Annotated in this window: 20 protein-coding genes and 1 riboswitch; of the genes, 5 read left to right on the forward strand and 15 right to left on the reverse strand. The window is 68.4% G+C overall.

All coding sequences use genetic code 11. The annotated features are described in order from the left end of the window. The first annotated feature begins 11 nt into the window (after positions 1-11). Together DPM12_RS10930 and DPM12_RS10935 are read left to right on the forward strand one after the other, a co-directional pair. Positions 12-497 carry a peroxiredoxin gene (locus DPM12_RS10930; RefSeq protein WP_112258357.1) on the forward strand — a complete coding sequence of 162 codons (486 nt, stop codon included), beginning with the start codon at positions 12-14 and terminating at the stop codon, positions 495-497. Positions 498-658: 161 nt separating this feature from the next. Then, positions 659-1666: an LppM family (lipo)protein gene (locus DPM12_RS10935; protein WP_123788612.1), complete on the forward strand. Its 1008-nt coding sequence runs from the start codon at positions 659-661 to the stop codon at positions 1664-1666. Between the two features lie 109 nt (positions 1667-1775). On the opposite strand, the gene DPM12_RS10940 is transcribed toward DPM12_RS10935, so the two are convergent. Continuing rightward, on the reverse strand, positions 1776-2471 hold the full coding sequence (locus tag DPM12_RS10940; RefSeq protein ID WP_112258359.1) for a YceI family protein: 696 nt from the start codon (positions 2469-2471) through the stop codon (positions 1776-1778). A gap of 364 nt (positions 2472-2835) precedes the next feature. On the opposite strand from DPM12_RS10940, the gene DPM12_RS24130 reads away from it, so the two are divergent. Further along, positions 2836-3552 carry a D-Ala-D-Ala carboxypeptidase family metallohydrolase gene (locus tag DPM12_RS24130; protein ID WP_112258417.1) on the forward strand — a complete coding sequence of 239 codons (717 nt, stop codon included), beginning with the start codon at positions 2836-2838 and terminating at the stop codon, positions 3550-3552. A 328-nt stretch (positions 3553-3880) separates the two neighbouring features. Here the strand turns inward: DPM12_RS24130 and DPM12_RS10950 are convergent, their stop codons facing one another. The 13 genes from DPM12_RS10950 to DPM12_RS11015 form a co-directional block, all read right to left on the reverse strand. Further along, complete coding sequence (locus tag DPM12_RS10950; protein WP_112258360.1) at positions 3881-4507, reverse strand: superoxide dismutase; 627 nt, start codon at positions 4505-4507, stop codon at positions 3881-3883. A gap of 128 nt (positions 4508-4635) precedes the next feature. Then, on the reverse strand, positions 4636-5274 hold the full coding sequence (locus tag DPM12_RS10955) for an acVLRF1 family peptidyl-tRNA hydrolase (protein ID WP_112258361.1): 639 nt from the start codon (positions 5272-5274) through the stop codon (positions 4636-4638). 359 nt (positions 5275-5633) lie between these two features. Continuing rightward, complete coding sequence (locus DPM12_RS10965) at positions 5634-6563, reverse strand: phosphatase PAP2 family protein (RefSeq protein WP_112258363.1); 930 nt, start codon at positions 6561-6563, stop codon at positions 5634-5636. Between the two features lie 37 nt (positions 6564-6600). Beyond that, the gene (locus DPM12_RS10970) at positions 6601-7110 is read right to left on the reverse strand and encodes a DUF1990 domain-containing protein (protein WP_112258364.1); all 510 of its coding nucleotides are present in this window, start codon (positions 7108-7110) and stop codon (positions 6601-6603) included. A 6-nt stretch (positions 7111-7116) separates the two neighbouring features. Next, positions 7117-8166 (reverse strand): Rv2231c family histidinol phosphate aminotransferase CobC, encoded by a 1050-nt coding sequence (gene cobC / locus DPM12_RS10975; RefSeq protein WP_245951252.1) that lies wholly within the window; start codon positions 8164-8166, stop codon positions 7117-7119. 82 nt (positions 8167-8248) lie between these two features. Beyond that, complete coding sequence (cobO, locus tag DPM12_RS10980) at positions 8249-8863, reverse strand: cob(I)yrinic acid a,c-diamide adenosyltransferase (protein ID WP_112258366.1); 615 nt, start codon at positions 8861-8863, stop codon at positions 8249-8251. Between the two features lies 1 nt (position 8864). Then, entirely contained in the window at positions 8865-11051 is a 2187-nt protein-coding gene (locus DPM12_RS10985; protein WP_112258367.1) for a magnesium chelatase subunit D family protein, read from the reverse strand. After that, entirely contained in the window at positions 11048-11848 is an 801-nt protein-coding gene (locus DPM12_RS10990) for a (2Fe-2S) ferredoxin domain-containing protein (protein WP_112258368.1), read from the reverse strand. Before DPM12_RS10990 ends, DPM12_RS10985 begins: the two co-directional genes overlap by 4 nt. Continuing rightward, the gene (locus DPM12_RS10995; protein WP_112258369.1) at positions 11845-12768 is read right to left on the reverse strand and encodes an ABC transporter ATP-binding protein; all 924 of its coding nucleotides are present in this window, start codon (positions 12766-12768) and stop codon (positions 11845-11847) included. Before DPM12_RS10995 ends, DPM12_RS10990 begins: the two co-directional genes overlap by 4 nt. Further along, the gene (locus tag DPM12_RS11000; RefSeq protein ID WP_112258370.1) at positions 12765-13907 is read right to left on the reverse strand and encodes a FecCD family ABC transporter permease; all 1143 of its coding nucleotides are present in this window, start codon (positions 13905-13907) and stop codon (positions 12765-12767) included. The genes DPM12_RS10995 and DPM12_RS11000 overlap by 4 nt, the downstream gene beginning before the upstream one ends. Then, on the reverse strand, positions 13904-14992 hold the full coding sequence (locus DPM12_RS11005; protein ID WP_211658801.1) for an ABC transporter substrate-binding protein: 1089 nt from the start codon (positions 14990-14992) through the stop codon (positions 13904-13906). Before DPM12_RS11005 ends, DPM12_RS11000 begins: the two co-directional genes overlap by 4 nt. Further along, on the reverse strand, positions 14989-16026 hold the full coding sequence (locus DPM12_RS11010) for an ABC transporter substrate-binding protein (protein WP_112258371.1): 1038 nt from the start codon (positions 16024-16026) through the stop codon (positions 14989-14991). The genes DPM12_RS11005 and DPM12_RS11010 overlap by 4 nt, the downstream gene beginning before the upstream one ends. 30 nt (positions 16027-16056) lie before the next feature. Further along, positions 16057-16244: riboswitch (cobalamin riboswitch) on the reverse strand. Then, positions 16242-17684, reverse strand: coding sequence for a cobyrinic acid a,c-diamide synthase CobB (locus DPM12_RS11015; RefSeq protein ID WP_112258372.1), 1443 nt, complete (start codon positions 17682-17684; stop codon positions 16242-16244). It overlaps the preceding riboswitch by 3 nt. Positions 17685-17722: 38 nt before the next feature. Between DPM12_RS11015 and cbiE the strand changes: the two genes are divergently transcribed. Next, entirely contained in the window at positions 17723-18979 is a 1257-nt protein-coding gene (gene cbiE, locus DPM12_RS11020; RefSeq protein ID WP_211658803.1) for a precorrin-6y C5,15-methyltransferase (decarboxylating) subunit CbiE, read from the forward strand. Next, positions 18976-19737: a precorrin-4 C(11)-methyltransferase gene (gene cobM / locus DPM12_RS11025; protein WP_112258373.1), complete on the forward strand. Its 762-nt coding sequence runs from the start codon at positions 18976-18978 to the stop codon at positions 19735-19737. The genes cbiE and cobM overlap by 4 nt, the downstream gene beginning before the upstream one ends. Before the next feature lie 47 nt (positions 19738-19784). On the opposite strand, the gene DPM12_RS11030 is transcribed toward cobM, so the two are convergent. Then, positions 19785-20840, reverse strand: coding sequence for a cobalt-precorrin-5B (C(1))-methyltransferase (locus DPM12_RS11030; RefSeq protein WP_425467589.1), 1056 nt, complete (start codon positions 20838-20840; stop codon positions 19785-19787). Between the last annotated feature and the right edge of the window lie 79 nt (positions 20841-20919).

A 20919-nucleotide genomic window follows, 5' to 3' on the forward strand; every position in this document is an offset into this window, starting at 1 on the left:
AGGATGGGGGCATGAACGTCGGTGACACCGTGGACGACTTCGAGCTTCCCGATCAGCAGGGCGAGCGGCAGCGGCTGCGCGGCCTGCTCGCGAACGGACCCGTTGTCCTGTTCTTCTACCCGTTGGCCATGAGCCGCGGCTGCACGGCGCAGGCATGCCATTTCCGGGACCTGGCTGACGAATTCCGCGCAGTCGGTGCGCAGGCCGTTGGTGTCAGCGCGGATCCGGTCGAGCGGCAAGAAGAGTTCGCCCGGCGTCACCAGCTCGGCATGATGCTTCTCAGCGACCCGGACAAGACGGTTGCCCAGCGCTTCGGGGTACAGCGGGGACCGAGCATGCTCCGCGGTCTGCTGCCTGACAAGCTGTTGCCCACCAAGCGGCACACGTTCGTCATCGACACGGACCTCCGCGTCGTCGAGATCATTCGAAGCGAGCTGAACATGGACGCTCATGCTGACCGGGCATTGGAAACGTTGCGCGGCCGTAGATCGTCATGATGGCGGGCACGCCACGATTGTGTTGTGGATCACGAAAATGAGGTGTGCCGGTGACAGGTGCGTAACGGTTCTGAAAACCGGATGAGAATCGCCTGTCGAACGGCCATTTCCCAGGGGCTTTACGTAGTGATCTCACGTGTCGTGTGACAAGCTAGGCGGTCATGGACAGAAGACGAACGCTACATGTGGTCGGCGCGGCAGGCTTGGCCCTGACCCTGTCGGCTTGCTTCAAAATGGACGTCGATCTCGAGCTGAACACGGACGACACCGTGGACGGCTCGATGGTCGTAGCTGTGAGCTCGGAGTTTCGCGACATGGCGGAAACGATGGGCGAAGACGTCGACATGTTGGACGAGATGTTCGGCGAAGGCTTCGGGGGCGTCGAAGAGGAGGCACCTGACTACGCTTCGATCGAACCATATGACGATGGCGAGTTCATGGGCCAGGAGATCGTCTTCGACGAGGCTCCGCTCTCCGAGTTCGAGGGCGGCGAGGCTGAAGGTCTGTCGATCGTGCGTGACGGCGAGGAGTTCGTGGTCGAGGGCGCCATGGACATGACCGACGCCGATCCGGAAGCGGGCCAGATGGAGGACCTCCCACCTGGCATGGCCGACCAGATGGATATCGATGCCCGGGTGAGCATCACCTTCCCAGGTGAGGTCCTCGACCACAATGGTTCGCTCGACGGCACGACGGTGACCTGGGAGCCACAGATCGGTGAGTCCAACGAGATATTCGCTCGCGCGGAAGATTCCGGCGCCGGGGGTGGCTTCCCCGTGTGGCTGTGGATCGTGATCGGCGTCGTGGTCGTTGCGGGAATCGCCACCCTGCTCTTCGTTCTCTTCCGGAACAAGGGAGAACCGGCGCCGGCGGCGACGGGAGGCGACGTTCCGCCGCCCGCGAGTACCGGTGCCGGAACTCCGGCGCCTGCTGCGGACGCGGGAGCGTCCACGACGGCTGCGGCCGCGTCGGCGCCGCCCGCTCCCTCGACGGACGAGTCGGTGCCGCCTCCGCCGTCCGAGCCAGCCGTATCGAACGGATCGGAGGAATCGGACGAGCTGGACGACTCGGCCGAGTCGGCTCAGTCGGCTGAGTCGGCTGAGTCGGATGACGCTCAGGACCGTACCGAGCCTGGCAGCGACGCTCCGGAATCACCAGAATCGCGATGAGTGGTCGCCGTCGGCTTTTCGCCGGGTGATCAGCCAGTCGGGCACGGTGAGGCCCATGACTGGGCACGCGCGGTGTGGGGCCGCTCGTCGAGCGGCCCCACACGTGTATCTACTCCCTGGTCAACGAGAGCGAGAACTCGACGAATCCCTCGTCTTCCACCCGGACGAAGGCAAGGTCGGGAGGCTCGATGTCGAAGTCGGTGAACGTGATCGGGATAGATCCCGCAGCTCGGACAGAGTCGCCTTGTGCCTGGAGTGCCAGCTCGACCTCGACCTCCCGGGTGACGTCGCGCAGCGTCAGTTCGCCGCGTACGGTGTGCTCGGTGGGTTCCGGCGAATTTCTCAGCTCGCCGAGCGGTACGGTCTCGAGCAGCGTGAACCTCGACGTGGGGTACTCGTCGGTGTTCATGATCGAGTCGCGGAATTGACCGTCGCGGCTGTCGCTGTCGGTCGTGACGCTGGCCATCTCGACGACGATCTCTGCTGCCGTGGCGGTGTCGTCGCTCACGGTGATCTCACCGGTGACGTCGCTGGTGCGACCGACGACGGTGTTGTCCATTCCGTTGAGCACCTCGTCGACCCGATAGCCTGCCTCCGAGCCGGTGTCGACGGTCCACGTGCCGTCGAGTACGGCATCGTCGCCCAGCGCTTCCCCGGAGCCGGCCTCAAGGCCGAAGGGCTCGGCGGCTTCGTCGGAAATGACGTTGATATATATCCACGTGCCGAGTACGGCAAGGATGGCGATGGCGGCTATGCTGCCCGCGATCACGAGCAGGCGGCGCGAGACGTTTGACGGCCACGGCATCAGTACTCCAATTCATCAGATGGGTCGGGTGTGATTGTGCTACGGCTGTCGGTGTCCGTGGGATTGCCGGCCGTACTCGCCAGCGCGTGCGGATGAGAGCGTAACTAGACCTCTTGACATGCCGTCGGCCGAGATAAACAGGAAATATTCCAGTCTTCTGTGGGATGGCTGCGAGCATTGCGTTAACTGTGGCGATCCGACGCAAGAATATGTTGAATCAGGGCAGACAAGAGGTATAACTCCTGGCATGCTGTGGCAAAGTCCACCGTGAATCCCTGTCACAGGCAGGGTCACCCACCCGGGAGGTATTGCTGTGGTACCCGAACCCGAACCTCGCACGAACCACACGCTGAGCCGTCGGACCATGATCGGCGGAGTGGCCGCGGCAGCAGGAGCCGCCACGGTCGGAGCCGTGGCCGTGGCCGTGGCACCTGCGGCACATGCCTACAACTGGACCCGGACGATGCGCAACGGGGACTCCGGCAGCGACGTTCGCGAGTTGCAAATTCGCGTGGCCGGTTGGGCAGCAGACAGCGCCCGGCAGACATACGTGTCGGTCGATGGCGTCTTCGGCCCGGAGACCGAGGCCGCGGTGCGGCGATTCCAGTCGGCCTACGGGTTGACCGTCGACGGTATCGCCGGTCCGGAGACCCACGGCCAGCTCAATTGGCTGGAGTCGTCCGACGGTTCGACTCGCCACTTCGCCTGGAGCGAGTTCCACTCGAAGGACGGGAGTGGCTTCAGCGGCGGCAAGGTGGGGTCGTCCACCGTCCAGGAGAACGTACGTCGCCTCATGTACAAGCTGGAAGCGGTTCGGCGCAAGGGCGGCAACAACCCTTGCATCATCAACTCCGGCTTTCGCAGCGTGAGCCATAACAGCAGCGTCGGGGGAGCCTCCAACAGCCAGCACATGTATGGCATCGCCGCGGACATCCGGATCAGCAACCGATCGGTGTCGCAGGTCATCTCGTACAGCCAGACCAGCGGCTTCAGCGGCATCATCCGCTACAGCACGCACACCCACGTGGACAGCAGGGTCGAGTACCCCTACGGTGCCCGGTCCTGGTACTGGGCCACCTGAGAAAACGACGGAGCCGGCGGCGTGCGGGGCGGGATCCCGTGAGGCTCGCCCCGCGGGCCGCTGGAGCGATGGCGCTACAGCTGAGACAGGAGTAGTCCGATGAGCACGGCGACGTAGCCAACGGCGAGTGCGGCTACGGCGACGACGTGCACGGCCTCGTGACGCCGGGGTGGGTGTTTGAACATCGCTCACCCCCGGATGGCAAGGGAAGTTCGGCGACCCGAACTTTGCTCTTCGCATCTCCATAGTGACACATCGAGGCCGGGCGGCGACATCGAGGTGTGGCCAGCGGGTGAGAACGGCTGGCCACACCCCATCGCTTGCCAAATCAGTGCGGCGTGAGCAAACCGCTGGTCTTGGACCGCGCCTTGCTGAACCGGTCGGCGACGTCCGCCCAGTTCACGATGTTCCAGAAGGCCGCGACGTAGTCGGGCTTGACATTCTTGTACTGCAAGTAGAACGCATGCTCCCACATGTCGAGCATGAGCAACGGAACTGTGCCGGCGGCGAGATTTCCCTGGTGATCGTAGAGCTGCTCGATCACCAGGCGCTCGCCGAGGCTTTCCCACGCCAGAATCGCCCAGCCAGACCCCTGGATACCCAGAGCGGCGGCCGTGAAGTGGCCGCGGAAGCCGTCGAAGGAGCCGAAGAACTCGTCGATGGCCGCACCGAGCTCACCATCTGGCTTGTCGCCACCCTCGGGTGACATGTTGTTCCAGAAGACCGTGTGATTGACGTGACCGGCGAGGTTGAAGGCGAGGTTCTTCTGCAGCTGGTTGACGATGTCGAACTTGTTCGACGCCCGGGCCTCTTCCATCTGCTCCAGGGCGGTGTTGGTTCCGTTGACGTAGGTCTGGTGATGCTTGGAGTGATGCAGCTCCATGATCTGACCAGAGATGTGGGGCTCGAGAGCTCCGTAGTCGTACGGAAGGTCGGGGAGCGAGTAGGTAGCCATGCGTAATCCTCTCGTCGATGAGCGCTCGTACTATATGCTCATTGCCAAATTACGCCTCAGTATTCCCTCTCAATGCACCCGGGCCCGCAGATATGCCGAGGATCACGACGTGGGTCGGCGCCAGCAAGTCACGTGTCGGGCTCGCTCAACTCGATGCGCACGGCGCGGAACGTGTCGGGTGCTTCCCGCAACACCGCGAGCCGCGGATCGGGCACGGGCAGAAACGGTGCTACTACCAGATCACGGAGCTCGGAGAGGCGCGCGTCGGCCAGCACGTGATTGACGGCTGCTCGGTCACCACCGCAAACGACGGCGTCGAGCGAACTCACATGCGGCAGGACGATCCGTGCCGCGACATCGGCGGCTGCATCGAAGGCCTCCCGAGCCTGCTTGTCACGCCTGCGCGCAAAGCGCTGCTGGGAACGCCCTCCGGCAGCGGTGCGGCCTTGGACATGTCGCGACCCGACCTTCGACGAGACGAGCTCGCGTCCCTCGAAGATCCCGGCCGCGTAGCCTCCTCGGCGCACGAGGACTACGCCCACGCGCCGGTCACGGCGCGCGTGCTCGATCAACCCGCCATATGGTGCGTGTTCGTCGACCGCCAGTGGCGCCAGCGGTACGGTGCAGCGCGCGCACGCTCCGTCCGCTGCCGACACCGTCACGACGTCGGGCGTGGCTTCGTGCCCGGCCGGTCCGTGCCGGTCGGCGAAACCCGCCAGCCAGCGTTCCAGCCGCTCTGGCGGTATCGAGAGGCGTTTGGTCGGCATCCTTCGAGGATGCCAAGGGGACCAGTGCCGACCGTGACCGCCCCGCACGAAGCCCGAAATTACCGGGATCCCGAAATGCCGGGACCCGAAATAACGGCTTAGAGGCGAGTGACTTTGGGATTCGGAAGCGTGATGGTCCGGGCTCCGCCGCCGAAATCGACATGGATCTTGTTATCCGGTCCGACTGCGACGACACGGCCCATCCCGTGACGATCGTGCGTCAAAAGATCGTTTACTTCGAATGGTTCGATGGGCTCCGGCGCTGCGGATTGGAAGGGACTCGTAGACAGGACTCGTCGATTGGTCGTGCTAGAGGTCATAAGGCTAGTGTGCTCTACGACACAGCAGTTGTGTAGCCCTCATCGGTATGAATCTTCGTGGCCAGCCTTTTTATCGACCGCCCGCACCGGACCAGGGCGGCTCGCGAGCTGGTGTACGACGAGGATGGCCGCGAAGACGACGGCCGTGATGCTGATCACTCCGAATGCCCCGCCGGTGTAAGCGCGGACGAGCTCGTCGCGTGAGGCCAGCGAATCGCCGGCGGCGAGCAGGTCACTGGCGTCGGTCAGGGCGGACATGGCCAACAAACCGGTGACCAGAGCGACGACCGCCATCAGGCCACTGGCGAGTGCCGTGGGGACGATCGCGGGATCGGCACGGCGGATCCGCTCGGGGGTGCCGAGTCCGGTGACGATCATCGTCAGGCCGGCCCAAGCCAGCACGACCATCATGGCCGCGACGACATCGGAGGGACGGTGCCACTGCCCGATCATGGTGGCCACACCTGTGACAGCGGCGTAGCCCGCTGTCAGGACCGCGACGGCCGGCCGAGTGTAACGCGGCACGACGAGGACCAGCGCCGCGGCGACACTGGCCGCAACGGTGGTATGCCCGCTGGGCAGAGAATTGGCGATTGCTCCCTGCGTGGGAGCCAGATCGGGTCGTTCGAAAACCACGTACTTCAGCAGCTGTGTCGTGATATTGGCACCGCCGACCAGGACCGTCACCTGGATGGCAAGCATCCACCGTTGCCGCATCAATGCGATGATCGCGGCGGCGCCGAGCACGATGACGATGAACGGGACGGAGACGATGTCCAGTACCGGTTCGGCTCCCCTCCACAGGGTGCTCTGGCCGATCTCCGCTCCGCGGAAAGCGGCGTCGTCGAGGCGCTGCCCGGTCGGGGTCTGCACGAAATAGCGCCAGGTCAGGTATGTTCCCGCGACTCCGGCGGCGAACATGACGAACCCCAGGAACGAGGCGCCGAAGCGTGGGGCGGAACTGTGCACGGTACGAGCGTAAAGAACCCGGTCGCGAAAGTCGTGATTACGGTGCCGTAGCCAGCCGGCGTGCTGCGGTGGCGTACCGCCGGATGGCCATGCCCTGCACGATTCTCGTCACGGGTCCAGCGAGCCTGGCGTACCACGCGTGCGGACGGCTGACGACGGTAGTGGCGAACCATACGTCATCCGCGTCGTCGATCTCGACCATCAAGAGTTCCTCACCGCTGAGGGGATGACCGGTGAGCGTGCCGTAGGCGAACCCGACGCGGTCCTGTTCGTTGATCGTCCACACCACGCGGGCGTAAAAGCGCATCCGGAGCGGACCGAGGCCGAGGCCGCTGGCGAGTTCCACGTCGGGCGCGGCGTAGTCGTGGCTGGCTTGCACCCACAGGCCGGCGCGGCGGTGGACGTTCCAGCTCATCAGCCCTTCGGTCGCCGCGTGGAACGCCTCGCGTCCGCGGGCGATGCGAAATCGCGCGCTGCGGTGGTGATATCCGGCCGGCCGGCGCCCTTCTCGGGTGGCGCCGACGTCGGGATAGGTGAAGGATCGCATGGCCGTCTATTCTGCCTGGTGGCCGTCACGGTGCAGCACCGCGCCGAGACGGGCGACGAATCGGTTCATCGTGGGTTCGTCCCGGAGCGCGATGCGCATCCACTCCGGGCCGAGCCCGGGAAAGGTGTCGCCACGGCGAAGCGCCCAGCCGAGGTCGCGCAAGAGCTGCCGGAGACGGTCACCGTCGTCGAACCTGACGAGGACGAAGGGCGCCCGGGGATGGGGAACCACCTGGCCTCCGAGACGTCGTAGCTCGCTCGTGAGCCGCTCGCGGACCGGCGCGTCGGCGCGCGCGAGCCGCTCGGCTTCGGCGACGGCCGCGGGCTCGACGCAGGCCTGGATCGCCTCGACCGCGAGGCTCGATACCGACCATGGTGGCTGCACCTGGCGTAGCGCCCGGATGATCGGTTCCGGTCCTGCGACGTAACCGGCCCGCAGCCCGGCCAGTCCCCACGTCTTCGTCAAGCTACGCAAGACCACGAGCCCGGGGATGTCCGGCCGCCCCGCGAGGGATTCGGGTTCGGCGGGCACGGCATCCATGAACGCCTCGTCAACGACGAGAATCCGGCCGGGGCGGGCCAGGCCCGTGAGGACATCGGCGGGGTGGAGAACGGAGGTGGGATTGGTCGGATTGCCGACGACGACGAGGTCGGCGTCGCCCGGTACGTGCTCGGGCCGCAGCCGGAAGCCGTCGTCGGCGGAGAGGATCACCCGTTCCACGCCGTGCCCGGCAGCACCGAGGGCCGCTTCGGGTTCGGTGAACTGGGGATGCACGACGACCGGCCGACGGACGTCGACGCCGGGACGGAGCGCCCGGGCGAGCAAGGTGAACGCCTCGGCCCCGCCTGCGGTGGGGAGGACGTCGTCCACGGACCGGCCGTGCCGGCCAGCGATCGCGTCTGCCGCGGGGCGGGCGTCGGGGTAGGTGGCGATCCCGTCGATCGCGGACGCCAGCCGTTGGCGAAGCCAGCCCGGTGGCATGCCGGTGCGGACGTTGACGGCGAGGTCAACCATCCCGGGCGCGACCTCCGCGTCGCCGTGATGGCGCAGATCCACACCCCCGTCCTCCCCCACCCGCTGATCATGAACACTAGTCGCCCTATGTGCCTGACTAGTGTTCATGATCAGCGGATGATGGTTACCACTCGATGCCACGTTGGCCCTTCTGCCCGGCGTCCATCGGGTGCTTGATCTTGGTGGTCTCCAGGACGAGATCGGCGGCGTCGATGAGCCGGGGATGCGCGTTGCGTCCGGTGATGACGACGTGCTGATGGCCCGGCCGCTCGGCGAGTACCTTCACCACGTCGTCAACGTCCACCCATCCCCAGTGGATCGGGTAGGTGAACTCGTCCAGCACGTACATCGTGTGTCGCCCGGCGTTCAGCCGGGACGCGATCTCCCGCCACCCCTCGGCGGCGGCCGTCGCGTGATCCTCCTCGGTGCCCTTCTTGCGGGCCCAGGACCAGCCCTCGCCCATCTTGTGCCACTCGACAGGACCACCCTCACCCGTCTCGTCGTGCACGCGGCCGAGCGCACGAAGCGCCGACTCCTCGCCGACGCGCCACTTCGCGGACTTGACGAACTGGAATACCCCGATGTCCCATCCCTGGTTCCAGGCCCGCAGCGCGAGCCCGAACGCGGAGGTCGACTTTCCCTTCATCTCGCCGGTGTGGACGATCACCAGCGGGCGGTTGCGGCGCTGGCGAGTGGTGAGGCCGTCGTCAGGAACGGCGCTCGGCTGGCCTTGAGGCATGTCAGGCTGCCCTCCTGTGGGTTGAATGTGCGTGAACGGTGGACGTGAGGGTGGATGCCGCGTTGCCCGCGTCGATGCCCTCCAGAACCAGATGTTCCGCGCCGACGTGCGTGGCGAGAGAGGAGGCGAGGCCGAGCCGGATCGGTCCGGTCTCGCAGTCGACGACGACGGACGTTCCGCGGACTCGTTGGAGCTCGCGGGCGAGCTTCGTGCCGGCGACACGCGAGCGCGGCAGCGCGTCCGTCCCGCTGGTCGCCCGGCCGTCGGTGACGATCACGAGCAGGGGGCGCCTGCGGGGATCGCGTACCGCCTCCAGGGCGACGACGCGGGCGGCCTCGCCGAGACCCTCGGCCAGCGGAGTCCGGCCGCCCGTGGGTAACGATTCGAGCCGGGCTGCGGCGGCCTCGACGCTGGACGTCGGGGGGAGGGCGAGGCTGGCCTCTTGTCCCCGGAACGTCACCAGGCCGACCTTGTCTCGCCGCTGGTAGGCGTCGAGGAGGAGCGACAGGATCGCGGTCTTGACGTCGCGCATCCGCTGGCGTGCTCCCATCGACCCGGAGGCGTCGACGCAGAACAGCACGAGATTGCCCTCGCGGCCTTCGCGTACCGCCAGGCGCAGGTCCTCGCGCCGGAGGTGAACGGCGGGCGATGACCCGGCGGTCCCGGGCGAAGGGAAACGGAGGGCGTCATCTGCCGATGCGCGACGATACGGCTGATGCGGCGCGGCAGCGATGAGCGTCGCGACCAGATGCGGGCTGGACGAGCCGCCGTCGTCGCCGTTGCCGGGCCCGCGTGCACCGATCGTCCGGCCGCTGGTGGTGATCGCGCGCGAGCGGCGGCCCGCGGCCCCCGCCCCCTGCCCGGCGACGGTCAGCAGCCGGGCCCGGAACGGGGTCCCGGCCTCCTGCACGGTGCCGTTGCCGGCTGGCGTCGACGACGAGCTGGCGGTGCGCTGGTTCCCGATCGAGTCGTGTTGCCGATCGGGACCGTCGTCCGTGGTGTCGCCACCGGTACCGGGTCCGGGCTGGCTGTCGGGTTCGCTCTCGGGCTGTGCGCCTTCGGGACCGCCCTCGGGCGGTGGATCACCGTTTCCGGAGCCGCCCGGGCCCGGGTCGTCGCCACCGGGATCGTCGGGACCGGAACCATCTGGATCGGGATCGTCGGGCCCCGGGTCGGGGCCGGAATCGCGTAGTACCTCGTCGAGCTGCTCGTCGTCGATACCGGGCGCGTCGAACGGGTTGCGCCGGCGCCGATGGGGAAGGGCCAGCCGGGCGGCGGCGCGAACGTCCTCGGTCTCGACGACGGTGCGCCCGGCCCAGGCGGCGTGTGCGATGGCCGTCTGGGCCGTCACCAGATCGGCACGCAGCCCGTCGACCTCGAAGGCCGCGCACACCTCGGTGATCTGCCGCAACGCGGCCTCGGTGAGCATGACGTCACCCAGCCGTTCCCGTGCCGCGGCGATCCGCCGGGAGAGCTCCTGCTCCGCCTCGGCGTACCGGGCGGCGAACGATGCCGGGTCGGACTCGTAGGCGAGCCGCGCCTGGACGACCTCGGCCCGCAGCTCCGGATCGCGCGATGCGGTGACCTCGACGGTCAGGCCGAACCGGTCGAGCAGTTGGGGTCGCAGTTCGCCTTCCTCCGGGTTCATGGTTCCCACGAGGACGAATCGGGCGGCGTGGGAGACGGAGACGTGTTCGCGTTCCACCTTGACCTGGCCCATCGCGGCGGCGTCCAGCAGCACGTCCACGAGGTGATCGTGCAGCAGGTTGACCTCGTCGACGTAGAGGATTCCGCGATGCGCGCCCGCGAGAAGTCCGGGTTCGTACGCCGTGACGCCCTCGCTGAGCGCGCGTTCCAGCTGGATTGACCCGAGGACCCGGTCTTCCGAGGCGCCCACCGGGAGCTCCACGAGGCGGGCCGGGCGGTTGAGCACGTCGTCGGCGTCGGAATGCGGGCCGTCCGGGCACTCGGGATCGGGATCCTTCGGTGCGCAGGAGAACCGGCACCCGGCGACGACGTCGACGGGCGGCAGCAGGTCGGCGAGCGCGCGGACCATCGTCGACTTGGCCGTGCCCTTCTCTCCGCGCACCAGCACCCCGCCGGTGGCGGGAGAGACGGCAGACAGGATCAGCGCCAATCGCAGATCGTCCATGCCGACGACGGCGGTGAACGGGTATCCGTATCTCATGTGTTCTCCGTAGTGGACGTGTTGCCAGGTGCGCCGGTGGCGCGGCCAGGGGCGGGCGAGGCGATGGTCCGCGGAACGCGCAACTCCTCGACGACGCGGCCTTCGTGCAGGTGCTCCTCGACGATGCGGGCGGTGTCCTCGGGATCGACGGACGTGTACCAGACGTCGTCGGGCTGGACGACGACGATCGGACCGAGGTTGCACGGCACGAGGCATCCGGTATTGGTGATCAGGACGTCCTCGTGGCCGACCGGCCCCTCCTGCAGCCGACTTCCGAGTGCCCGAGCGACGGCAGGAGCGCCGTGCGACGAGCAGCGTGGTCCCCGGCACACCAGGACGTGATAGCGGTGGGCGCCGATCTGTGACCAGTTCGCGCTCCGGTACGCCTCGGGTGATTCCGACACCGGGCGACTCGGCTCGTTCGTGACCGAGCGCAGTGCGTCTACCAGGGCGTCGCTCCCGCCCACGGCGCGAGCGAGGCCGATCCGTGGCAGGGGGACGGGCCCGTCTATCCGTTCCTCGCGGCGCCGTTGCATCCAGTGCGCCGCGGCTTTGGCCACCCACGTCTCCACGTACCGGTCCCGGGGGACCTGGACGGGGAGGATCAGCACGTCCCTGGAGCCGTCGTCCGCGCACGCGTCGAGGGCGTCGTGGACCGAGCGCTCGCCGTGGTCCAGCATCGCCGCCCGCACCGGCGCGCCCGCGCGGTCGGCCAACCGTTGGGCAAGGTCACCGAGCGCGCGATCGGCCGTCGGCGCTCCGAGTGCGCGCCCCACGAGAACAATCTGGCGATTCATGACCTCCCCCTCGCGACCGTTTCCGGTGTAGCGCTCGCCCCGGGTATCCAGGGTTCCGCAGTGTCCGGCAACACCTCGTCGGGTGGGTGGAAGGTCAGGAGTGGCCGGCCGGTGCGGGGATGTACCCCGACGTCCGCGTCGACCTCGTAGACGTCGCGCAGCAGCTGCGGCGTCAGGACCTCGTGTGGCGTGCCGCTGGCTCGCACGCGTCCGCGATCCAGAACGACGAGATGGTCACAGAACGTGGCGGCGAGGTTGAGGTCGTGCAGTGCAGCGAACGTGGTGAGACCGGAACGGCGTACCAACGACATGAGCGACAGGGCGTGGGCGATGTCGAGATGGTTCGTCGGCTCATCCAGGACCAGCAGGGCGGGCTGCTGGGTGAACGCCCGGGCCAGGTGGACCCGTTGCTTCTCGCCACCCGAGAGCGTGCTCCAGCGGCGTTCGGCGAAGTCCAGCATGTCGACCTGTGCGAGTGCCTGCCGGGCGAGCGCGCGGTCGTCGCTCGAATCGCCCTGCAATGCCGACCGGTACGGGGTGCGGCCGAGAAGGACGACGTCGAGCACGGTCACGTCGTGATCGGTGCCGGCGTGCTGTTCGACGACGGCCAGCCGCTGGGCGAGGTCGCGGCGGCGCAGCCGGGCGAGGTCGACGCCGTCGAGGTGGACGACGCCGCGATCCGGTGCTGCCAGGCGGGCAACGGCGCGCAGCAGGGTGGTCTTGCCGGATCCGTTCGGGCCGAGCAATCCGGTGATCTTCGTCGCCGGTGCGGTGAGCTCGATGCCGTCGACGATGACGGTCCCCTTGACCGACCAGCTGACGTCGTGGACGTCGAGTCCGTGCCGGATGGGCGAGTGCCCGGCCCGAGCTGGGGTATGGCCGGCGTCGCGAGATCCGGCGTCGTGCGGCGTGCTCGTCATGCTCTCACCTGCCGTTTGCGCAGGATCCAGATGAACGCGGGGACGCCGAGCATCGCGGTGACCACGCCGACCGGCAGCTCGCGCGGGTCGAACACGGTGCGTGCCACGGTGTCCACCCACAACAAGAACATCCCGCCAAGAAGGGTCGACAGGGGAAGGACGATCCGGTGGTCCGGGCCCACGAGGAACCGGACGGCATGCGGGAGCAGCAGCCCGACGAAGCCGATCGCCCCGCTGACGGCTACGAGCACGCCGGTGAGCAGGGCGCAGGTGACCAGCAGCACCCACCGGACGCGGTTGACGTCCACACCCAGCGACGCGGCGGCGTCCTCCCCGAACGTGAACGCGTTCAGCGATCGGGCGTGCCAGAGAAACAGCAGCAAGGCGACGACGAGGATCACCGCGGCGATGCGCATCGACGACCACCGGGAGGCCGCCAGCGAACCGGAGAGCCAGAACTGCACGTCCTGGGTGGCGTGCGGGTCAGCAACCCACAGGATAACGAACGAGGTCACCGCCCCGCAGAACTGCCCGATCGCGATGCCGGCCAGGATCATCCGGACCGGAGTCAACGTTCCCGATCGCTGCCCGATCATGAGTACCAGGAGGAACGCTGCCAAGGCACCGGCGAACGCGCCGGCGGATACGCCGACGAGGCCGGACCCGAGGCCGGCGACGATGACGAGCACGGCTCCCAGTGACGCTCCCGAGGAGATGCCCAGGAGATACGGATCGGCCATCGGGTTGCGTGTCAACGTCTGCATGATCGCGCCGACGATGGCCAGACCGGCGCCGACGACCACGGCGTTCAGCGCCCGGGGTAACCGCATTTCCCAGATGACCTCCGCGTGGATCTGGCTGGGATGCCGGGCGCCGAGTCCGAGAGCGTCGACCTGGAGGGCGGCCAGCCCCAGCCGGTCGCTCATGACGGTCCAGGACTCGCGGATCGAGATGTCGGCCTGCCCGATGGTGACCGCGACCAGGACCGAGCCGACCAGGAGAGCTGTCGCCAGGACCACGATCCCGCCGGCCCCGATGCTCCGCCAGGACGGCCGGTGCGATTCCTGCGGTACGGCTCCGTCCTCGCCCTGGTGCGTGGAACGTGGCGGCGGGGATTCGGTGACGGGCGGGCCACTCATGATACGTCCAGGTTCCTGGCCGCCTCGGCCAGGACGCCGATCGTGGCGACCGTCTGGATGCCCGGTGTTGTCCGGGCGAACGGCAGCGTGACGATCGCGTCCTCCTGAACCGCCCGCAACTGGCTCAGGGCGGGATCCGACGTCAGGAAGTCGAGCTTGGTGTCGATGTCACCGTCGCCGAAGTCGGCGATGACGATCATGTCCGGATCCCGCTCGATGACTTGCTCCCAGCTCGCGTCCGCCCAGTGGCCCGGGATGTCGTCGAAGATATTCGCGAAGCCGAGCGACTCGATGATCATTCCGGGCGCGCCGCAGCAGGCGCCGACGAAGGGCGCGTCGGTCTTCATGTCCCACCAGAAGACCGACATCGGGGGAAGATCGTCGAGCGAGGCCAGCGTGTCCTCGTAGGTCTTTCGCTGCTGCTCGATGAGCGCGGCCGCCCGGTCCTCCACTCCGAAGATGGTGCCGATCTCTTCGATCTCGGCCCAGATCTCCTCGATGCTCATCGGCTCGCTCTCGTCCCGATCCGGGCACCGGCCGTGCGAGAGGAACGTGGGGATGCCGAGGTCACGGAACGTGTCCCGGCTGGCCACGCCCTCGTCGTCCTCGCGGTAGGCACTCGGGTAGGCGGCGTAGACGAAGTCGGGTTCGAGGTCGAACAGGGTTTCAGCGCTCGGATACCCGCTCTCCACCATGATGTCGAGCTGCTCGAACGAGTCGGCTACTTCGGGCGCCACGTGCTCGTCGGGCTCGCCTGCCGCCGCAGCAATGCGGTCTTGCAGGCCGAGGGCGAGCAGGATCTCGGTGGCTGGCTTGTTGAGCGGGACGACCCGCTCGGGCGGGCGTTCGATGGTGATCTCGACACCGCAATTGTCGATGGTGAGCGGGGTGTTGCTGCCACTCAGCGGCGTCGTGTCCCCTTCTTGTGGCTGCTCGACCGCGCCATTCTGGGTGGCACCGGAGCTACTTTCACTTCCGGCGCAGGCGCTCGCCACGGCGGCGGCCAGCAGGAGGCTGCCGACGAGGACCGGATGTCGCGGGCGAGGAGCGGAAGCGCCGGTGCGGAGGGTGCGGTTCGTGCTCAACGCAGCACCTCCAGCTCCTCCGCGAGGTCCACGATCGCGCCCGCGTTGCGCACGCCGGGGGTGGTGGCGGAGAACGGGACCTCGACGAACCGTTGCTCCCGCACGGCTGGCAGCTCGCTCACGGCGGGCGTCGACGCGATGACGTCGCGTTTCTCGTCCGCCGGACTCCACTCGGCATCGATCAGGACGATCACATCCGGGTCGCGTTCGACAACCTGCTCCCAGCTGACGTCGGTCCAGCTGCCGTCGATGTCGCCGAAGACGTTCTCGGCGCCGGCGGCGTCCATCATCATTCCCGGCGCGCCGCAGCACGCGCCGACGCGGGGTGCGTCGGAACCGCCGTCCCACCACATCACCGTGGGCGGCGGACGGCCGTCGTCCGTGGGTACGGCAGCCTTGAGCGCGTCCTCCTGCTCGGCAATGAGCTCATCGGCCCTCTCCGAGACGCCGAAGATGGTGCCGATCTCCCGGATCTCCTGCCACACGAGCTCGATGTCGAGCGGCTCGTCACTCGGCGTCTCCGGGCAGGCGCTCGGAGACAGGTAGCTCAGGATGCCCAGCTCGGCCAGCTCCGACCGATCACCCGCGTGCTCCGGGTCGAACGCGCTCGAATACGCGGCATACACCGCATCCGGCTCGGCGTCGAGAAGGGTCTCGGTGGACGGGTACTCGTCCGCGAGGACGGGAACGGACGCGTACGCGTCGGCGTACTCCGGCAGGATCTCGTCATCCAGGTACGCCGTCCCGACCAGACGATCTTCGAGCCCCAGGGCGAGCATCACTTCCGTCGCCGCCTGGTTCATGGTGACGACCCGTTCCGGAGCACCATCGAGCGGAACGTCGACGCCGCAGTTGTCGATCGTGTCGGTATCGGCGTCGCCGGGAGTTGAGCCGTCGTCGTCGGACGCCGTCGCGCTCTCCGTCGAACTGTGGGCGCCGCCGCAACTTGCGAGCAGAACGGCGCCGCACGCGAGGCCGATCACGCGAAATGTTCGAGAGAACCGGAAACGGGGGGCACGTGCAGATACGGCCATGGGGACCGCCTTCCATCACCTCGTGGAATCGGACTATCCAGTGCCGTGGCCGGTCTCCTGGCTAACGGGTCTACACCCTCCGGCTTGCCTTCCCAGACAGCGCGCTGTCCAGTGGCTCTCCTGTGCAGGAGATGAGGCCGGGAGCTTCCCGATCACAGTGGCGAGGGCCGCTCCGGCATTGCACCGGATTCCCGTACACCACGGCGGCTCATACTCTACCGGTGCCGGGCGGCCGCGGCGAACCGGCGGGCCATGTGGGGGTGTCCGGCCCAGTGGACGTGCAGGTACGACGCGTGAACGCGGCTGGTCGCGAACCCTTCGGCGTGGCCGTCCCACTGCCAGGCCGCCGGGTCACCATGGCCCGGCGTGACCCGGGTGCGGTGGAACTCGTGCGCGGTGACCTGCTGGCTCGCTGGTGCGAGCAGGTTGTCGGTGGCGGCGACGGCGCTGCGATACCCGAGCGTGCGCCGTTCTGTCATCTGTGCCGACGCGTCGAGCACGCCAGCCATCGGTAGCCCGTCGAGCTCCCGGCACAGGTAGGTGAGCCCGGCACACTCGGCGACGACGGGGCCGGTTCGCGCGATTTCCGCGACGGCCGTGCGCAGCGGCTCGTTGGCACTCAGCAGCTCGGCATGGACCTCCGGAAATCCGCCGCCGAAGTACAACCCGGAACATCCGGCAGGTAGCGCGTCGTCGGTGAGGGGATCGAGGTCGACGACGTCGATCCCTGCGGCGTCGAGCAGTTCCATGTTCTCGGCGTAGCGGAAGGTGAAAGCGGGCCCGGCCGCGGCAGCGATCACGGGGCGGGCTCGCCGATCACCGGTGGTGAGCCCGTCGGAGCGGTGCCCGCGATCATCAGAGACGGTTCCCGCGTCGTCGCCGTTCGAAGCGGCGATCTCGGCGCGCGGATCCCATGCCGATCCCGCGAGTGCCGGCGCGGTGCGGGCGGCCTGGACGACGGCGTCGAGGTCGATGCCGCGGCCGATCCGCTCGCGCAGGGCGTCGAGCACGCGCCCGGATTCCGGCTCCCTCTCCGCCACGGGGACCAGGCCCAGGTGCCGGCTGGGCACCTCGAGATCGTCGGACCTGTACAGCACGCCGAGAACCGGGATGCCGATCCCGTCGAGGGCGGCCCGCAGCTCCGTCTCGTGGCGTTCGGAGCCAACCTTGTTCAGGATCACCCCGGCCAGCGACACTCGCGTGTCGTAGGTGGCGAATCCGTGCACCATGGCGGCGATGCTGCGCGAGATCGCGCGGGCGTCGACGACCAGGACGACGGGCGTGTGGGTGATCGTGGCCACGTGGGCGGTCGAGGCGAATCCGTCGGTGCCAAGCGCGCCGTCGAACAAGCCCATGACCCCTTCGATGATGGCGACGTCGGCAGGGCGCGATCCCGCCTGGGCGCCGTGCAGGAGCAGTGGAACGAGACGTTCCTCACCGTGCAGGTGCGGATCGAGATTCCGCCCGGCCCGGCCCGTGGCGAGTGCGTGGTAGCTCGGGTCGATGTAGTCGGGACCGACCTTGTGCCCGGAGATTTCGAGGCCACGGTGCCGAAGAGCCGCCATCAGACCGGTGGCGATAGTGGTCTTGCCGTGCCCGGATGCGGGCGCCGCGATGGCGAGCCGGGGAAGTGCCGCCTCCTGTCGAGTGAGGGCCATACCGTTCAGTCTGCCGGACGCAAGCTACCGTGACTCTCGTGAACCCCGTGCCCTCCCCGACGATCCCACCTGCGGACGTGATCTGCGTCGTGGGCATCGGCGCGGACGGCTGGCCAGGGCTGACGGATCACGCACGCGAGATCGTCGAACGGGCCGACGTGCTGGTGGGCGGTCAGCGTCACCTGGACATGGTCCCACGCGACGATGTGACGAAGGTCTCGTGGCCGAAGCCGTTACGTGACGGGCTGCCACGCCTGTTCGCGACGCACGAGGGCCGCCGTCGGGTGGTGCTGGCCAGCGGTGATCCGCTGGTGAGTGGGGTGGGGACGACGTTGATCGAGCTCTTCGGCAGCGACGCCGTGCGCATCGTCCCGGCTGTCTCGTCGGTGGCGTTGGCACGGGCCCGGCTGGGCTGGGCCGCGGACCGTACCGAGGTGATCAGCGTCGTCGGGCGGGAGGTGCGCCGGATCGCGCGGGCACTGGCGCCGGCCCAGCTGCTGCTGATTCTCAGCTCGGACGAATCCACGCCGGCGCTGGTCGCCTCGCTGCTCACCGAGCACGGCTACGGCGCCAGCCGGGTGTGGGTGCTGGAGAACCTGGGCGGTGCCGACGAGCGCTGCGTCAAGGGAACCGCGCGGGACTGGGGGCATCCGGAAGCTGCGCGGCTCAACGTCGTCGCGGTGGAATGCGAGCCGGACCCCGGAACGTGGCCGCTGGCCACCGTGCCGGGCTTGCCCGACGAGGCGTTCGAGCACGACGGCCAGCTGACCAAGCGAGACATGCGGGCCAGCTGCCTCGCCCGGCTGAACCCGCTTCCCGGTCAGCTGCTGTGGGACGTGGGCGCGGGTTCGGGCAGCATCGCGATCGAATGGATGCGCGCGCACCCCTCCAACCGGGCGGTCGCGGTCGAGCCGCGTACCGAACGGGCCGGGCGTGTCACGCGCAACGCGCAACGTCTGGGCGTGCCCGGATTGCGGGTCGTCGAGGCGTCGGCGCCACGAGCGTTCACCGAGCTGGACGAGACCGACCGGGCGCCGGACGCCGTATTCGTCGGCGGCGGGGTGAGCACCCCGGGGCTGATCGACGAGTGCTGGACCGCGCTGCGTCCGGGTGGCCGGATCGTCGCCCACGCCGTGACGCTCGAATCCGAGGCGGCGCTTGTCCGCGCGCATGCCGCCTACGGTGGCGAGCTGGTGCGGCACTCGCTGGAGCGTGCCGCACCGCTGGGTGGGCTGACCGGCTGGGAACCGGCGCGGGCCGTCACCCAGTGGAACGCGAGCAAGGAGAATCGTTGACCGTCTACTTCATCGGCGCCGGTCCCGGTGCCGCCGATCTGATCACCGTGCGCGGCCGGGACCTGCTTGCCCAGTGCGGAACGTGCCTGTATCCGGGAAGCTTGACCCCCACGGAGCTGCTGGACCACTGTCCCGAAGGCGCCCACCTGATCGACACCGCCGATCTCACTCTCGACCAGATCATCGACGAGCTCGCCTCCGCCGATGCGCGGGGCGCCGACGTGGCGCGGCTGTGCTCCGGCGACCCGTCGATCTACAGCGCGGTCGCCGAGCAGATGCGCCGCCTCGACGCGGCCGGGGTGCCGTATGAGGTCGTGCCCGGGGTTCCCGCGTTCGCCGCTGCGGCGGCACTGCTGAAGCGGGAACTGACCGTGCCCGCCGTGGGCCAGAGTGTGGTGCTGACCAGGGCGCAGGCCAGGTCGACGTCCATGCCGGAGGGGGAGGAGCTTGCCACCTTCGCGGCCAGCGGAGCGACACTCGTGCTGCACCTGGCCGTCAACCGGGTCGAACAGCTGGTGGACGAACTCGTGCCCCACTACGGGACGGACTGTCCCGCGGCCGTCGTGGCACAGGCAAGCCAGCCCGGTGAGCAGGTGATCCGCGGGACGCTGGGCGGCATCGCGCGCGCGGTCCGCGACGCGGGGATCACCCGGGCGGCGACCATCTTCGTCGGGCCGGTGCTGGCCGCCGAAGGGTTCCCCGACAGCTTCCTGTACTCGGCTGACCGTGACCGTTCGAAGCAACCGTCATCGCTGTGAGTGCAGGTACGAGAGATCCGGAGAGGGTCTCGACGCGCCGGATCTTCTCAACCACGGCCGACGACCGCGCCGGCCCGGTCGACGGCCACGACGTCGACGGTGACGGGTGCACCACGCAGCACGTCGGCAGCCGCCTCGCGTGCCCGGCGAGCGACGAGCGTGCCGAGGTCGACGCCGGCATCCTGGGCGAGCTCCAGGGCGTGAATGGCGGTGTTGGCCGCACGGATCGGATCCGCCAGCTGCGGATGCCCCGCCGTGGTGACCAGCTCGGCGAGCAATGTGAAGTCGACCTGCGAGCGCTGGGAGTGCAGATCCAGGTGCCCGGCAGCCAGTTTCGACAGTTTGGCGAATCCCCCGGCAATCGTCAGCCGGGGAAGGGGATGGCGGCGCAGGTACTTCAGCACGGCGCCGGCGAAGTCACCCATGTCGAGCAGGGCACTGTCCGGCAGCGCGTACATCTCCTGCACCACCCGTTCGGATGTGCTCCCGGTCGCGGCCGCCACGTGCGTGAGCTCCAGGGCCCGGGCGACGTCGATGCCGCGCCGGATGCTGTCGATCCAGGCCGAGCACGAGTAGGGGACGACGACACCGGTCGTGCCGAGCACGGACAGGCCATCGACGATGCCCAGCCGGGGGTTCCAGGTGTGGCGGGCCATCTCGTCGCCGTGCGGGATGGAGATCTCCACGACGACGTCCGCGCTGCCACCGTGTGCCGTCGCCACGCGTTCGATCGCCTCGCGCATGAACTGGCGGGGCTTGGGGTTGATCGCCGGTTCGCCGACCGTGAGGGGAAGCCCCGGGCGCGTGACGGTACCCACGCCGTCACCGGCGCGGAACGTGACGCCCGAGCCCGGCTCGCCGGCGCGGACGGTCGCGACGATCAGGGCGCCGTGCGTGACGTCCGGGTCGTCGCCGGCGTCCTTGATCACTCCGGCGCTCGCCGAGTCGGCTTCCAGGCGTTCAGTGGCCAGGGCGAATGCGGGCCGCTTGCCCTTCGGGAGGACGACCTCGACTGGATCGGGGAAATCGCCGGTGAGCAGTGCGGTATATGCGGCTGTGGTGGCCGCCGTCGCGCATGCGCCGGTGGTCCAGCCGTAGCGCATGCCCTCGCTGGTCCGTTCCGTCGTCACTGCTCGTTCTCCCGCTCCCGGTCCATCGGCCGGGCCGGATCTCGGTCGATCT

Origin of the sequence: Phytoactinopolyspora halophila, from assembly GCF_003287285.1 — a bacterium.
GTDB classification, from domain to species: Bacteria; Actinomycetota; Actinomycetes; order Jiangellales; family Jiangellaceae; genus Phytoactinopolyspora_A; species Phytoactinopolyspora_A halophila.